This is a genomic window from Halomonas sp. NYA30 (assembly GCF_976980765.1).
The window spans coordinates 2779760-2792241 of sequence record NZ_OZ334477.1 but is presented as its reverse complement, the minus strand read 5'-3'; the positions used below and the strand labels follow the sequence as shown (position 1 = coordinate 2792241).

The 12482-nt window shown below is 54.3% G+C and carries 15 protein-coding genes; 6 read left to right on the top strand and 9 right to left on the bottom strand.

The features are described from left to right. Positions 1–14: 14 nt before the first annotated feature. On the top strand, positions 15–494 hold the full coding sequence (locus ACWI0H_RS12960) for a YehS family protein (RefSeq protein WP_336274498.1): 480 nt from the start codon (positions 15–17) through the stop codon (positions 492–494). Between the two features lie 354 nt (positions 495–848). Here the strand turns inward: ACWI0H_RS12960 and ACWI0H_RS12955 are convergent. The 6 genes from ACWI0H_RS12955 to ACWI0H_RS12930 all read right to left on the bottom strand — a co-directional run bounded on the left by ACWI0H_RS12955 (position 849) and on the right by ACWI0H_RS12930 (position 5230). Further along, positions 849–1990 (bottom strand): IS3 family transposase gene (locus ACWI0H_RS12955; RefSeq protein WP_485873610.1). Its coding sequence is split into 2 segments (ribosomal slippage): positions 849–1729 and positions 1729–1990, totalling 1143 coding nucleotides; the frame shifts between segments, so codons are not numbered across the junction. Positions 1991–2019: 29 nt separating this feature from the next. Next, on the bottom strand, positions 2020–2295 hold the full coding sequence (locus ACWI0H_RS12950) for a carboxymuconolactone decarboxylase family protein (RefSeq protein ID WP_485873627.1): 276 nt from the start codon (positions 2293–2295) through the stop codon (positions 2020–2022). A 51-nt stretch (positions 2296–2346) separates the two neighbouring features. Continuing rightward, a complete protein-coding gene (locus ACWI0H_RS12945) occupies positions 2347–2685 on the bottom strand; it encodes a helix-turn-helix transcriptional regulator (protein ID WP_485873626.1) in 339 nt (112 codons plus the stop codon). 75 nt (positions 2686–2760) lie between these two features. After that, positions 2761–3923, bottom strand: a protein-coding gene (locus tag ACWI0H_RS12940) for an IS3 family transposase (protein WP_350359378.1) whose coding sequence is annotated in 2 segments (ribosomal slippage) — positions 2761–3668 and positions 3668–3923 — 1164 coding nt in all. Because the reading frame shifts where the segments join, the coding sequence is not laid out codon by codon here. A gap of 51 nt (positions 3924–3974) precedes the next feature. Further along, on the bottom strand, positions 3975–4391 hold the full coding sequence (locus tag ACWI0H_RS12935) for a DUF6597 domain-containing transcriptional factor (protein ID WP_485873625.1): 417 nt from the start codon (positions 4389–4391) through the stop codon (positions 3975–3977). Positions 4392–4486: 95 nt separating this feature from the next. After that, positions 4487–5230, bottom strand: coding sequence for a class I SAM-dependent DNA methyltransferase (locus tag ACWI0H_RS12930; RefSeq protein WP_485873624.1), 744 nt, complete (start codon positions 5228–5230; stop codon positions 4487–4489). A gap of 201 nt (positions 5231–5431) precedes the next feature. On the opposite strand from ACWI0H_RS12930, the gene ACWI0H_RS12925 reads away from it, so the two are divergent. The 3 genes from ACWI0H_RS12925 (at position 5432) to ACWI0H_RS12915 (ending at position 8227) form a co-directional block, all read left to right on the top strand. Then, the gene (locus ACWI0H_RS12925) at positions 5432–5839 is read left to right on the top strand and encodes a DUF4019 domain-containing protein (RefSeq protein WP_336274502.1); all 408 of its coding nucleotides are present in this window, start codon (positions 5432–5434) and stop codon (positions 5837–5839) included. Between the two features lie 180 nt (positions 5840–6019). Continuing rightward, positions 6020–7378, top strand: coding sequence for an NfeD family protein (locus tag ACWI0H_RS12920; protein WP_336274503.1), 1359 nt, complete (start codon positions 6020–6022; stop codon positions 7376–7378). A gap of 57 nt (positions 7379–7435) precedes the next feature. Further along, positions 7436–8227 carry a slipin family protein gene (locus ACWI0H_RS12915; RefSeq protein ID WP_485873623.1) on the top strand — a complete coding sequence of 264 codons (792 nt, stop codon included), beginning with the start codon at positions 7436–7438 and terminating at the stop codon, positions 8225–8227. Between the two features lie 54 nt (positions 8228–8281). Here the strand turns inward: ACWI0H_RS12915 and ACWI0H_RS12910 are convergent, their stop codons facing one another. The 3 genes from ACWI0H_RS12910 to ACWI0H_RS12900 form a co-directional block, all read right to left on the bottom strand. Then, positions 8282–8884, bottom strand: a complete 603-nt coding sequence (locus ACWI0H_RS12910) for a YqaA family protein (protein ID WP_485873622.1) — start codon at positions 8882–8884, stop codon at positions 8282–8284. Between the two features lie 9 nt (positions 8885–8893). Continuing rightward, on the bottom strand, positions 8894–9712 hold the full coding sequence (locus ACWI0H_RS12905) for a DUF1206 domain-containing protein (protein ID WP_485873621.1): 819 nt from the start codon (positions 9710–9712) through the stop codon (positions 8894–8896). 114 nt (positions 9713–9826) lie between these two features. Continuing rightward, complete coding sequence (locus ACWI0H_RS12900; protein ID WP_485873620.1) at positions 9827–10747, bottom strand: glutaminase; 921 nt, start codon at positions 10745–10747, stop codon at positions 9827–9829. Between the two features lie 215 nt (positions 10748–10962). Here ACWI0H_RS12900 and ACWI0H_RS12895 point away from each other — a divergent pair, with 215 nt between their 5' ends. Then, positions 10963–11820 carry a bifunctional transcriptional activator/DNA repair enzyme AdaA gene (locus ACWI0H_RS12895; protein WP_485873619.1) on the top strand — a complete coding sequence of 286 codons (858 nt, stop codon included), beginning with the start codon at positions 10963–10965 and terminating at the stop codon, positions 11818–11820. A 43-nt stretch (positions 11821–11863) separates the two neighbouring features. Beyond that, positions 11864–12376: an O-acetyl-ADP-ribose deacetylase gene (locus ACWI0H_RS12890; RefSeq protein ID WP_485873618.1), complete on the top strand. Its 513-nt coding sequence runs from the start codon at positions 11864–11866 to the stop codon at positions 12374–12376. Positions 12377–12482 lie beyond the last annotated feature (106 nt).

Here is a 12482-nt window from a genome sequence, read left to right as displayed (position 1 = left end):
CTAGGGATACGATTTTGACTAATAACGATATTTTCCGCCGCATACGGTATGCCTTTGATTTAAAAGACAGCACCATCGTGGATATTTTCGCCTTGGCAGAAGTCAGCGTGACTCAGGAACAGGTCACTGCTTGGCTGAAAAAGGATGAAGACGATGCCTTTGTGACGATGAAAAATAGAGAGCTGGCAGCGTTTCTGAACGGCTTTATCAGCTTCAAGCGTGGTAAGCGCGAAGGCCCGCAGCCAGCGCCAGAAACGCAGTTAAACAACAACATGGTGTTCCAGAAGCTGCGCATTGCCTTAAATCTAAAGGCTGACGATATTCTGGCTATTTTTGAGCTGGCAGGCTTCCGCATCAGCAATCATGAATTAAGCGCTTTTTTCCGTAAGCCAAGCCACAAGAATTATCGCGAGTGTAAAGATCAGGTGCTGCGTAACTTTTTACTCGGCGTTCAGATGCAACTGCGTCCTTCCCCTAGTGGTTCAGAAGCCTGACCTTTCATCAGTATCAGATATTGATGGTGCATTTGGTCTCAAAGAGGTCTGAATAAAAGGCGGTAGCCTGGAAGGAAACCGCCTTTCTCAACCCTGTAGTTGGAGATTTATAGTTTGATAGCAGGCATAAACTGCATGCTGACTGCGACCCGATTCCAACTGTTGATGGCCAGAATCACCGTGGTCAATTCCAGTAAATCCTGCTCTCCAAAGGCGGCTAAGGCATTCTGGTAGGTTTCGTCGCTGATTGGATGTTGGCTTAGCAGCGTAAGGGCTTCTGCCCATGCCAGAGCGGCGCGTTCCTGCTCACTGAAACAGGCAACTTGTTCTGGTCAAGTGAGAGCGGACACATTTTCAAGCCGCAGCTGCCAGTTCGATCTCCCTCGGTGACTGGTAGCCGAGGGTCGAGTGGAGCCGGCAGCTGTTGTACTCCATCTCGATATATTCGACGACATCGCGCCGTGCTGCCTGGCGGGTCCCATATCGCTGGTCAGCCAGCCACTCGCTTTTCAGTGAGCCGAAGAAGCGCTCCATGACGGCATTGTCCCAGCAATTCCCCTTGCGGCTCATCGAGGCCTGGAACCCGTGCCGATCCAGCGTGGCTCGGTAGTCATGCGATGCGTACTGACTGCCGCGGTCGCTATGATGGATCAACCCGCTCTTGGGCTGCCGCCGCCCTACGGCCATCTCCAGGGCGTCCAGAACCAACTCCGTGCGCATGTGATCCGCCATCGCCCAGCCCACCAGCTGCCGGTCGTGGAGGTCGAGCACCGCCGCCAGATAGAGCCACCCTTCCAGCGTCCAGATCGCGGTGATGTCGGCCACCCAGGCTCGGTTCGGTTCCGTCACCATGAATTGGCGGTTCAACAAGTTAGGCGCCACCGGCAGGGTGTGCTGACTGTCGGTCGTATGACGCCAGCGTCGCCGCTGTCGTGCCTCTACGCCGGCTTTCCGCATCAGGCTGCGAGCCTGGTAACGGCCGACATCGTAGCCGCGGCGGCGCAGTTCTCTGGCCAGGCGGCGGCTGCCATAGCTGCCACGCTTCTGGAGATGAATCTCTCTGACCTCTCGGAGTAGGGCCTGACGAGGGTCATCAGAGCCACGCCGTCGCCAGGCATAGAAACCGCTCCGGCTGACCTGCATGACTCGACACAACACGGCCACGGGATAGGTGGCCTTCTCCGACTCGATAAACTGGTATCTCAGCTCGACTCTTTGGCGAAGAAGGCCGCCGCCTTTTTTAAAATATCCTTTTCAATCTGAAGCTTACGAACTTCTGCGCGAAGCTTCTTGATCTCGGCGTCGCGATCATCCTCCTGCCGCCCCGGGGTGCCGGAGACCTGCTGACGGTGCTTGCGGCACCAGCGGTCCAGTACGCTGCGCTCCACGCCAAGGCGCCGGGCGGCCTCGGATACGGAATACCCCTGATCGATCACCAGGCTCACCGCATCCGCCTTGAAGTCATCGGAAAACCGACGTCGAGTCTTCTTGGTCATGAACACCTCCACTGCCTCCATTATGAGGCTTATCGGGGTGTCCGCTCCAATTGGACCACTTCAACTTCACGCCAGGCGGGAAGCACATCCAGGCGAACCTGATGTTCGCCATCATCTCTGGCCTCTTGCGAGTGCATGTGCTGACAAAAGCCACAGTGATTGATTTGCGAAACACGCAATTTAACCAAATGAGTGATGGTCGGGGTGACTGTACTGCCGGATGCGACCGCGCCCAGGGGAACCAAGTGTTCAGCCAAGCGAGGGCATAGGCGGTAAACGGCTTGCTGAGAGATACGCTGAGACATGAGGATGACCTAGATGGTTAGTGGAGGCCTCAGCTTAAAACCGTAAGCTCGTCACGCCTTGTAGATTTGCGACAATTTGCGTTTGCGGTAGGCGGCGGGCGTTTCATAGGCGAGTGCTTGGAAAGCGTGCGTGAAGTGAGCCTGATCATAGTAGCCGCATTGCAACGCTATTTCCGCTAGGGAACGATTGCTCTCAAACAACTCATGGCGGGCAAGGTTAAGACGGGCATAAGCTACTAATTGGCCAGGGGTAACGCCCACTTCACGTTTTAATTTGCGTTCCAGAGTACGCCTAGTAAAACCGATAGTGGCGCCTAGCTGTTGGGGTGGAAGCTGTAATTCTCTGATGGCCTGAATGACCATGACGATCCGGCTGTTGAGAATCGGCATGCGTCTCAGTCGATGCAATAACCATGTTTCCAGAAGTCGCAAACCCTGCTTTTCGTCGAGCTGGTAATGTAGTGGTCAACTAATCCCGGACAGTATTTTAAGGTTTTCCTCAGCCGTGACGGGCGAAACGCCGTCGTTGAATGCGTGAGGTCGTTGCCGGTTGTAGTAGCCCATCAGATAGCCACCCACATCTTTTTTGGCCTCGGGCAGATCCCGATATCCCAAGGCCGGTATCCATTCGGATTTCAGGCTCCGGAACAGCCTTTCCATCGGGGCATTGTCCCAGCAGTTACCGCGCCGGCTCATGCTTTGTGTCATTCGATAGCGCCAGAGTCTCTGACGAAACTTACGGCTGGCATACTGACTTCCCTGGTCCGAGTGGAACATGACTTTCTCTGGCTGACCACGCTGTTCCCAGGCGTGATCCAGAGCTTTTACAACCAGGTCCGCATCCGGACTGGATGACATTGCCCAACCAACAACTCGCCGGGCGTACAGATCCAGTACCACAGCCAGATAGCTCCATCGCTGGCCGCTCCAGATGTAAGTAATGTCACCACACCAGACCTCGTCGGGCTGCTCTACCGAAAACTCACGATCCAGGTGATTCGGGATATCCGGTCGCTCAACGGTGGCCTGCTTATAGGCGTGAGGGCCAGGTTGCTTGCAAATCAGCCCCAGCTCACCCATCAGTCTTCGTACCTTGAAGCGACCAATGACAACGCCGTCGTCATTGAGCATGCACTTGATCGTTCTGCTGCCGGCAGAGCTGCGGCTCTTGGTGAACAGGCGGTTTACCTGCGCCTTCAGGGCCAGACGCTCAACGTCTATCTGGTTCCGCCGGTGGCGGTATTCGTAATAGCTGGAACGGCTGATATCGAACGCATTGCAGACCATTTCAACAGGCATTTGCTCACTCAACTGGTCTATCAGCGCGTACGATTCAGGTCGTCCGACATCAAGAGAGCGGTAGCCTTTTTTAGTATGCTCTTCTCCATCTCAAGGCGTTTGCAGCGGGCTTCCAGCTCCTGAATCCGGCGTTGTTCCGGGGTTAAGGCTTTGCCCTTCGGGGTAATGCCTTCTCGCTCATCCGTCAGCTGTTGAACCCAGCGCCGCAAAGCACTTTCACCCACGCCCAAGGACGTAGAGGCCTGGGCAATGGTGTAACCTTGATCCAGTACCAAGCTGGCTGCTTCCTGTTTGAATTCAGGAGTAAAGGAACGTCGTTTTCTGGTCATCAGACACCTCGCTTATGGTGGCAATCTTACCACCTACGTTGGTGTCCGGAATCATTGAACCACTACATAAAGGCGTTCTACTATCGGCATCAGTTCCTGCAGCCCTAGTGGCTCAAGTTCATCTTCTAGATGGTGAAAGCCATCCGTGAAAGCTTCGAGTGGCAGGCCCAGCAGGCCGTGGGCGCCGGCAGCCTTGAAGCGAATGCCTAGGCTTGGGGTGGACGTGTCGAAGGTTTCGACCAGCGTGCGCCTGTTGAAGCAGAGCGTGATGATGGGGCGCGGGATGGTGAGCTTGATGCTTAGGCTGGCACCGGCATCTGGGTAGAGCTTCTCGGTTCGGGAGGTCTTAAGTTGCCCAGGTCCACCCATTGACCAGAGGCACTGTACCCAGGGGGCCAAGCGCTTGTCAGGCGGTCGATGCCGAAAATTTAGAAAGTGTGCGTTGCTTGGCAAAATAAGGTCGGTCATGGCGTCAGCCCGTGATAGGTCTCTTCACTATAGACGCCTGGTGATTCAACCAAGCAGCATTTAGGAACTTTTCCCGCCATAAGCTTGTGTGGGCGCTATTTCTTCACGCACACAAAAATCGCATTGCCCGAAACAGTATCCCACGGGGTGATGGTCTCGTAGTTATGCTCAAACACATGCACCTCAAAATAAGGCGTTAGTAGGGCGGTTAGTTCTATAAAGCTCACCGCCACCATGGGGTGTACATCGTTCCATACTTGGGTGTTGCCGGCGCTGGTTTTTTCAATGCTGAGCCTTAACGACTGCCTTTCACCGTGCCCGCTGTAGTGCCACCCTGAGCGGAAGGTGAACGAATCCTCGCCCTGTTTCGCGGTGTGCTTAACGAATAGATCGTTATTGATGCGCTGTTTATCCACCCCATTAAAGTAGAACACACCGCCCGCTTTTAAAGCGCGGTGGGCGCTGGCGATGCAGGCGGTTAGCTTCTCAATACCATCGTTATAATGGATCGAGTATAAAAAGCAGGTGATTAAATCGAGAGGTTCGCTTACGTCGAACGTGCTCATATCTTGCAAGGTGAATTGGGCTTCTGGGCAGCGCGAGGCGGCGATATCCAGCATCGGCTGATTGATATCCAGCCCGCCACTGGTGTAACCAAAATCAATAAAATGGCGCACGTGGGGGCCGGTGCCGCAGGCTAAATCCAGATGGGCGGTGCCGTCGTTACCAAAAAGCTGATGCAGCCGTCGAATGGCGTTGCTTTGCGCTTGGTAGTCGATATCTACGCACATCAAATCGTAGTAGCCGGAAAGGTCGGTATAGAGTGCGTTGACGGACATGGTCGCCTAAAGGTGAGGGCTGGATAGGTTGGGTGGCGCATAGTAAACGAGCAGGTGGGGTTTGAGAAGCGCCGACCACGACAGGTGAATCCCTTTCTATCATTAGTCGCCGTTAGGCGGGATTAGCGTTAAAGAAATCCCCCCAGCTTCCGATAATGACTTAAGACGCACGATTAACCCTGGCTGCCACAAGAGTTTGCTATGTCCAAAACAGTGACTTTTATCATTGCTACCGTGCTTCTCGTGCTAACCACGAACGCGTATTCACATACCGATGCGGCTGAAGCGGCAGCGCTGGCGTGGCTTGAAGCCATCGATAGCGGTGAGTATGAACAAGCGTGGGAGGCATCCTCAACGCTCCTGCAGGTGCCGCTCTCTTCCAATATGCTGGCCCGTACCATCAATGCAGCCCGACGTGATTTTGGGGCGGTTGAGTCCAGGCGGCGAATACGGGTTATCCGTGAAACGTCCATGCCCGGCGCGCCTGTTGGTGATTATGCGGTGTTTACGTTCCAAACCCGTTTTGAAAATAAGCCTCAGATTACCGAAACTATCACGCCTCACCTAGAAGAGGGTGATTGGAAGGTAAGCGGCTATTACGTCAACTAACCAACTCCCAGCCAACCTCCTCGAACGTCCTTCCAGCCATCGCTGTTGCTTAGCATAACCTCCTGCGGTTAAGCGTTATTACGCTTAACCGCCCGCTATCATGTTGTTCATGACGAAGCTCACTGCGGGTGCTACGTTGAGTAGATACCCTTGAGCATATTGATAGCTGCTGGAGCGGATATGCACTCCCTTTCTCACAAATCGCACTGGCTGTGGCTGTTGGTGGCGGGATTGCTGATGGCGGCGCTGTCGCTCACGTGGCAGGCCAGGGCACAAACCTCGCCCAGCGCTTTAATCCTCAATATTGAAGGCGCTATCGGCCCTGCGACCAAGGATTATTTTGAGCGTGGTCTTCGTAAAGCCCGAGAGCAGGGCAGCGAAGTGGTGATTGTTGAGCTGGATACCCCTGGCGGATTGGTTGATACCACCCGCGATATGATTCGGGAAATGCTCAATTCAGACCTGCCGGTGGTGATGTATGTTTCCCCCAGTGGCGCGCGCGCAGCCAGTGCAGGTACCTATCTGCTTTACGGCAGCCACGTAGCGGCCATGGCGCCTTCTACCCATTTGGGCTCTGCGACACCGGTGCAAATGGGCGGCGGCGGTATGCCTGATAGCGATGCTGAAGAAGATCAAGATGCGTCTGATGCGCCGGCCCGTGAGGGCAGCGCCATGGAGCGCAAGGTCATGGAAGACGCGGTGAGCTTCATCCGCAGTTTGGCTGAGCGCCACGGCCGCAACGCCGACTGGGCGGAAGACGCAGTGCGCGATGCAGTGAATCTCACCGCCAACCAGGCATTAGAGCAAAACGTCATAGATGTGGTAGCGCGTGATAATGATGACCTGCTAGGGCAGATAGATGGCATGACAGTGGTCATGGAGCGGGGTGAATACACCTTAGCCACCGCCGATCTCGCCATTGAGCGCTTCGACCCGGATTGGCGTACCCAACTACTTTCGCTGATTACCAACCCCAATATCGCCTATTTTTTAATGATTCTGGGTTTTTACGGGCTGATATATGAGCTTGCCAGTCCCGGTAGCCTATTTCCAGGCACCATCGGAATCATTTGCCTGCTGTTGGCACTGTTTGCGTTCCAGGTGCTGCCGATTAACTACGCCGGGCTAGCGTTGATGGTGGTGGGATTGGCGCTAATGGTAGGTGAGACGCTACTGCCCAGCTTCGGGGTGCTGGGGGCAGGAGGCATCGTTGCCTTTGTGCTCGGCTCGGTCATGCTGATGGATGCCGAGTATCTGGCTATTTCATTGCCGCTTATCGTGGGTGTGGCGCTGGTGTCAGGAGGCTTGATGCTATGGACGCTGATGCGCTTTGCAACGCTTCATCACCGCCCGGTACATTCCGGCGCGGAGCAGCTGATTGGCGCAGATGCCATTGCCCTGGAGGATTTTGATACCCACGGCCACGTGCAATTGCACGGCGAGCGCTGGAACGCGGTGAGTAATGTTCCGGTTAAGCAGGGCGATCAGCTTACAGTGACACGCCTCGAAGGGTTGACGGTATACGTCACCCCCCACTAGGCCCTCAGTTGTCGTGCGTTATTCATGTGATAGTCCAGCAACTCGATGAGGTGACCCATGATTATTTCTTATTTGGTTCCAGTAGTGCTGGTGTTGATGCTGATTGCCGCCTCCATACGCATACTGCCGGAATATAAGCGTGGCGTGGTGTTCTTTCTTGGCCGGTTTCAGAAGGTCAAAGGGCCGGGGTTAATCATTGTGATTCCCGGTATTCAAAAGATGGAAGTGGTTGATCTACGTGTCGTGACCATGGACGTGCCCGAGCAGGACGTAATCTCTCGGGATAACGTGACGGTTAAGGTGAATGCCGTACTCTATTTTCGCGTGGTCGATCCTGAAAGGGCGATTATCCAGGTTGAAAATTTCACCCAGGCTACTAGCCAGTTGGCCCAAACCACGCTTCGCTCAGTGCTGGGTAAACATGACTTGGATGAGATGCTCTCCGAGCGCGATAAACTCAACAGTGATATTCAGGAAATTATCGATGCCCAGACCGAAGCATGGGGCATTAAGGTGGCTAATGTTGAGATCAAACATGTGGACCTGGATGAGAGCATGATCCGCGCCATTGCCCGCCAAGCCGAGGCCGAACGGGAACGCCGGGCCAAAGTGATCCACGCTGAAGGGGAGCTGCAGGCCTCGAAAAAGTTAGTCGAGGCCGCCAACGTGATGCAGGAGAATTCTGCCGCGCTACAGCTTCGCTATCTGCAAACCATGAGCGACATGAGCAATAAAAACGCCTCGACGATTGTTTTCCCGCTGCCGATAGACATCATGGAGGCCTTTAAAGATATGAAGGCGAAGCATACGGCAGCAACGCCTAGTAACAAGACGCAGAATGATGTGTAAGCCAATGCCAAACGCGCATTGCCACGGTGGGGCTGGATGTTTCAACAGCGCCGGTTAAGCAATCAGCCCCGCCAAAGCCTGCATTCCCAGCGCCACTGCCAGTACCACTACACCCGCCACCAAGCTGGTTACTAGGGCTTGTTGCTTCCATAACAGCAGTACTCGGCTGCCAAAGCGGTGAACGAGCCAGGCGAGGCCGAAGTAACGCAGGCCGCGGGCGATTAACGCCGCTAGCGTAAAAAGTAGGACCGGATAGCCGGAAAGGCCTGCAGTAATCATCGCGACCTGAAAGGGAATGGGCAGAATGCCAATGGCTAAAATCGCAGCAAAACCATACTGGTCGAAGAAGGTCTGGAACGACTGATAGCTTTGTTCCATGCCCATAAATTCAATAAACCAAGTACCTATCGACTGAAAAAGCAGCATGCCAACGCCATAGCCGACCAGCGACGCAATTAAGCAACCCGCAGTAGTGACCGTCGCTAAAAGCCAGATACGGTGTTTATTAGCTGCCATCAGCGGGATCAGCACCAGCTCAAGCGGAATGGGCAGGATAATGGTTTCCAAAAAGGAGAGGGTGCCGAGTAACCACAGCATGTTCTTCGAGCCGTTAATACGCTCAAACCACTGCTTGGTTCGCTTTGTTGTATTGGCCATTAGGGGTCGCTACATCTCTGGATTAATGCGGCGATAAATAGCCGCTAATAGGCTGTATAGGCCAAACGCGAAGAGTCCTATAGCGACAACGGCCAGCAACCATTGACCGTATGCTTGGCTGCGCAGCGTACTAAATACTTCAGCCGTACCGCCTGCCTGGTCGGGGTTAAACTGATAAGCGGAAATCAGAAAGAAACAACCCACGATGACAAATACAATCCCGCGAATAATTAAGCCAAAACGACAGATGGGGTAAGCCCACTTTTGGGTTTGGGGTGGCATCGCGAAGTGTTTGTGAAACTTCGCCTTGTAGCCTTTAAATGCATGGGCGATGCCTACGCCAATCATAACCAAGCCAACAGCCCCTACCAGCCAGCGGCCAAAAGGCTGCTGCATCAACCAGCCTGCCACGCCCTGTGAACCTCCGCCTGAACCTCCGGAAGAGCCCGTAAATTGGAAGATGAGCGTGGCGGCAAAAAAGGCTAATAACGTATGGGTAATCGCACTCGCTAATAAGCCTGCACGAATAGCTAAGCCTTTAGCACCGTTGCCGTGATGGTCGGCGTCTTTGACCGCTTGAATGGTGCGCCACATGGCGTAGCCAACCAAACCCACTGCGATGACACCTAATAGTATTTTTCCAAAAGGGGCGATGAGGACTCTTTCCAATGCACCGCGGCTACCTTCTGTTTGGCCACCTTGACCAAAGGCTGCCAGCGCGGCAAGGCCACCCACTAAAACATACACGATGCCGCGGGAGGCGTAGCCCATGCGGGCGAAAAGCGTAATCGCATCACGGTGATCGGGGTTTTTCATACTATTAGCCATGGTGTCCTCCTGACTTGATATGGCGTTGCGATATGTCCGTATTTGGCCGCCTGCCTATACTGTGGGAGTGACTTACTATTGTCTAGCGTAGGAAAAGGGGCGGAGGTGCGTACTTTAATGCCCAAACACCGACCAGCCGGTGCGCTGAACAAACATTTCAAGCGCCTGGGTGCCTAGCAAACTGTTGCCGTAGGCGTCTAACCCCGGTGACCAAACGGCAATGGCGCCGTGGCCTGGGGCGATGGCCAGTATGCCGCCGCCCACGCCACTTTTGCCGGGCAGGCCCACCCGAAAGGCGAACTCCCCTGAGGCGTCGTAGTGCCCACACATCATCATCAGTGAATTGATACGCCGGGCCCGCTGAGGGGCGACGACTCGAATGTTGCTGGGTTTGTTGACGCCATCCGAAGCCAGGAACAGGCCGGCATGAGCGAGCTGCTCACAGCTCATCGCAATAGCACACTGATGAAAGTAGGTGCCCAGGACCTTATCGACATCGTGGCGAAGATGACCAAACGCTTTCATAAAGTGCGCCAATGAAGCATTGCGGTCGCGGTGCGCCATCTCTGATGCAGCTACCGCATGGTCAAAGCAAATGCTGTCGTCATCGGCGATATAACGCACAAAGCTTAGAATCTCACCCAGCGTCTCTTTGGGTTCATGGCCCATCATGATCGCATCGACTACCGCAATGGCACCGGCGTTAATAAACGGGTTACGTGGTTTGCCGCTTTCGTGTTCAAGCTGCACGATAGAATTGAAAGGGTCGCCCGAGGGTTCACGGCCCACTTTTGTCCAGAGTGAGTCGCCCATCTGGCCTAGCGCGATCGTCAGCGTAAAGACTTTGGAAATGCTTTGGATTGAGAAAGGGGTGGTCGCGCAGCCCGCCGAATATACTTGGCCATCGACGGTGGCGAGCGAAATGGCAAATTGTTGTGGGTCAACATGGCCAAGTTCGGGAATATAGTCTGCGACCTTGCCACGTTTCTCTGCTTTCGCCATGGCTGCGGCAATGTCATCAATTAAGTCTTGCATGGGCTTAGTGTGCACTGTCAATGGAGGCGGGGCCTCACCCTAGCGGAAAACAGGTGGATTGTCTTTTTTGCATCACCGAAACAATAACGCTAAAACAGTGGGTGTTTGCCCACAACGCATTGAGCAAGATACGGGTCGGCAACGGGGCCTTGAGCGCTTAGTCTGCCATGATAAGCCCATAAGTAGCCTGAAACGAAACGGCTAGAGAGATAAACATGAACGATTATGCGCGTATCGAAAAAGCCATGACCTACATGGTTGCCAATGCCACTGAACAGCCTGATTTGGAAACAGTGGCCGCTCATGTTCATATTAGCGCCTTCCATTTCCAGCGGCTGTTTTGCCGTTACGTGGGGATTAGCCCTAAACGGTTTTTACAGGCGCTAACGCTGGAGCGGGGTAAGCAGTTGATGCACTCCTCTACTTCGTTGCTGGATATTGCTCATACCCTGGGGCTTAGCGGCGGATCTCGGCTTTATGATCACTTTGTTCAGCTAGAGGCCGTTACGCCTGGGGAGTATAAGCGCCAGGGTGAGGGCGTTGAGATTACTTATGGGGTTCATGACACGCCTCTTGGCAGCATGTTTGTGGCAATGACGCCCCGTGGTATTTGTCGCATGGGCTTTATCGATACCACCAGTGAAGAAGAACTGCTAACAAGACTAGCCATGGAGTGGCCGCGCAGCACCTTCCACCCTAACCAAGTTGCCACGCGCTATGCGGTGGAGGCGATTTTTGCCAAGTCAGAAGAGGCGCCGGCTGCTTTGTCATTGCACGTGACGGGCACCAATTTTCAAGTTGCCGTGTGGCGGGCACTACTCACTATTCCCGAAGGCCAGCTGGCCAGTTACTCGCATATCGCTAGGGCATTAGGCACGCCAAAATCCTCCCGTGCGGTAGGCAATGCAGTGGGCGCTAACCCGATCGCGCTGTGGATTCCCTGCCACCGGGTGATTCAGCAAAGCGGTGCGCTAGGCGGCTACCGGTGGGGTGTTGAGAAAAAGCGGATGGTACAAGCCTGGGAGCTGGCGCAATTGAGTGCTTCAACCCCTGAAGTTGAACTGTCTCTATAACGCAGTCGCGAAGTAAATAATGAAGTAAAGAAGGAGGTTTTGTATGAACATCAACGCCGTTCAAGCGGATATAACACGCCTGAAGGTCGATGCGATTGTGAACGCCGCGAATACCTCACTACTTGGGGGCGGTGGTGTTGACGGCGCCATCCATCGCGCTGCGGGGCCTGAACTACTGAAAGCCTGCAAGGAACTAGGCGGCTGCGCGACAGGAGAGGCCAAGCTGACGGATGGATTTGAGTTACCGGCCCGCTATGTCATTCATACGGTTGGCCCGGTGTGGAAGGGCGGAGAACAAGGCGAGGAGGTGCTGCTTGCCTCCTGCTATCGGCAGTCTTTAGCGTTGGCGGCTACCGTGAAAGCTGACACAGTGGCTTTCCCAAGTATCAGCACCGGCGTGTACCGTTTTCCCATCCAGCAGGCCGCGGCGATAGCCGTCTCATCGGTTAAAGCGATGTTGAAGGAGTACCCAAGCGTTGAGTCGGTCACATTCTGCTGTTTTTCGGCTGATGATTTGGCGGTTTATCACGCGTGTCTTAATCAATTTACCGATTAGTGTCGTAAAACGGAAAAGGGTATGGGTAGAGCTAGATAGCGGTCGTACAATGATTGATATGTCTGTAAATGGTTAGACACATTGCGCCGCTTAGCACCTCTCGCTA

Coding starts and splice junctions, on each gene's coding strand:
- ACWI0H_RS12950 (WP_485873627.1), bottom strand. CDS start 2,295: ATGTCTCAGCGTATCTCTCAGCAAGCCGTTTACCGCCTATGCCCTCGC.
- ACWI0H_RS12900 (WP_485873620.1), bottom strand. CDS start 10,747: ATGCAAGACTTAATTGATGACATTGCCGCAGCCATGGCGAAAGCAGAG.
- ACWI0H_RS12925 (WP_336274502.1), top strand. CDS start 5,432: ATGTCCAAAACAGTGACTTTTATCATTGCTACCGTGCTTCTCGTGCTA.
- ACWI0H_RS12915 (WP_485873623.1), top strand. CDS start 7,436: ATGATTATTTCTTATTTGGTTCCAGTAGTGCTGGTGTTGATGCTGATT.
- ACWI0H_RS12945 (WP_485873626.1), bottom strand. CDS start 2,685: ATGCCGATTCTCAACAGCCGGATCGTCATGGTCATTCAGGCCATCAGA.
- ACWI0H_RS12890 (WP_485873618.1), top strand. CDS start 11,864: ATGAACATCAACGCCGTTCAAGCGGATATAACACGCCTGAAGGTCGAT.
- ACWI0H_RS12905 (WP_485873621.1), bottom strand. CDS start 9,712: ATGGCTAATAGTATGAAAAACCCCGATCACCGTGATGCGATTACGCTT.
- ACWI0H_RS12895 (WP_485873619.1), top strand. CDS start 10,963: ATGAACGATTATGCGCGTATCGAAAAAGCCATGACCTACATGGTTGCC.
- ACWI0H_RS12930 (WP_485873624.1), bottom strand. CDS start 5,230: ATGTCCGTCAACGCACTCTATACCGACCTTTCCGGCTACTACGATTTG.
- ACWI0H_RS12935 (WP_485873625.1), bottom strand. CDS start 4,391: ATGACCGACCTTATTTTGCCAAGCAACGCACACTTTCTAAATTTTCGG.
- ACWI0H_RS12910 (WP_485873622.1), bottom strand. CDS start 8,884: ATGGCCAATACAACAAAGCGAACCAAGCAGTGGTTTGAGCGTATTAAC.
- ACWI0H_RS12920 (WP_336274503.1), top strand. CDS start 6,020: ATGCACTCCCTTTCTCACAAATCGCACTGGCTGTGGCTGTTGGTGGCG.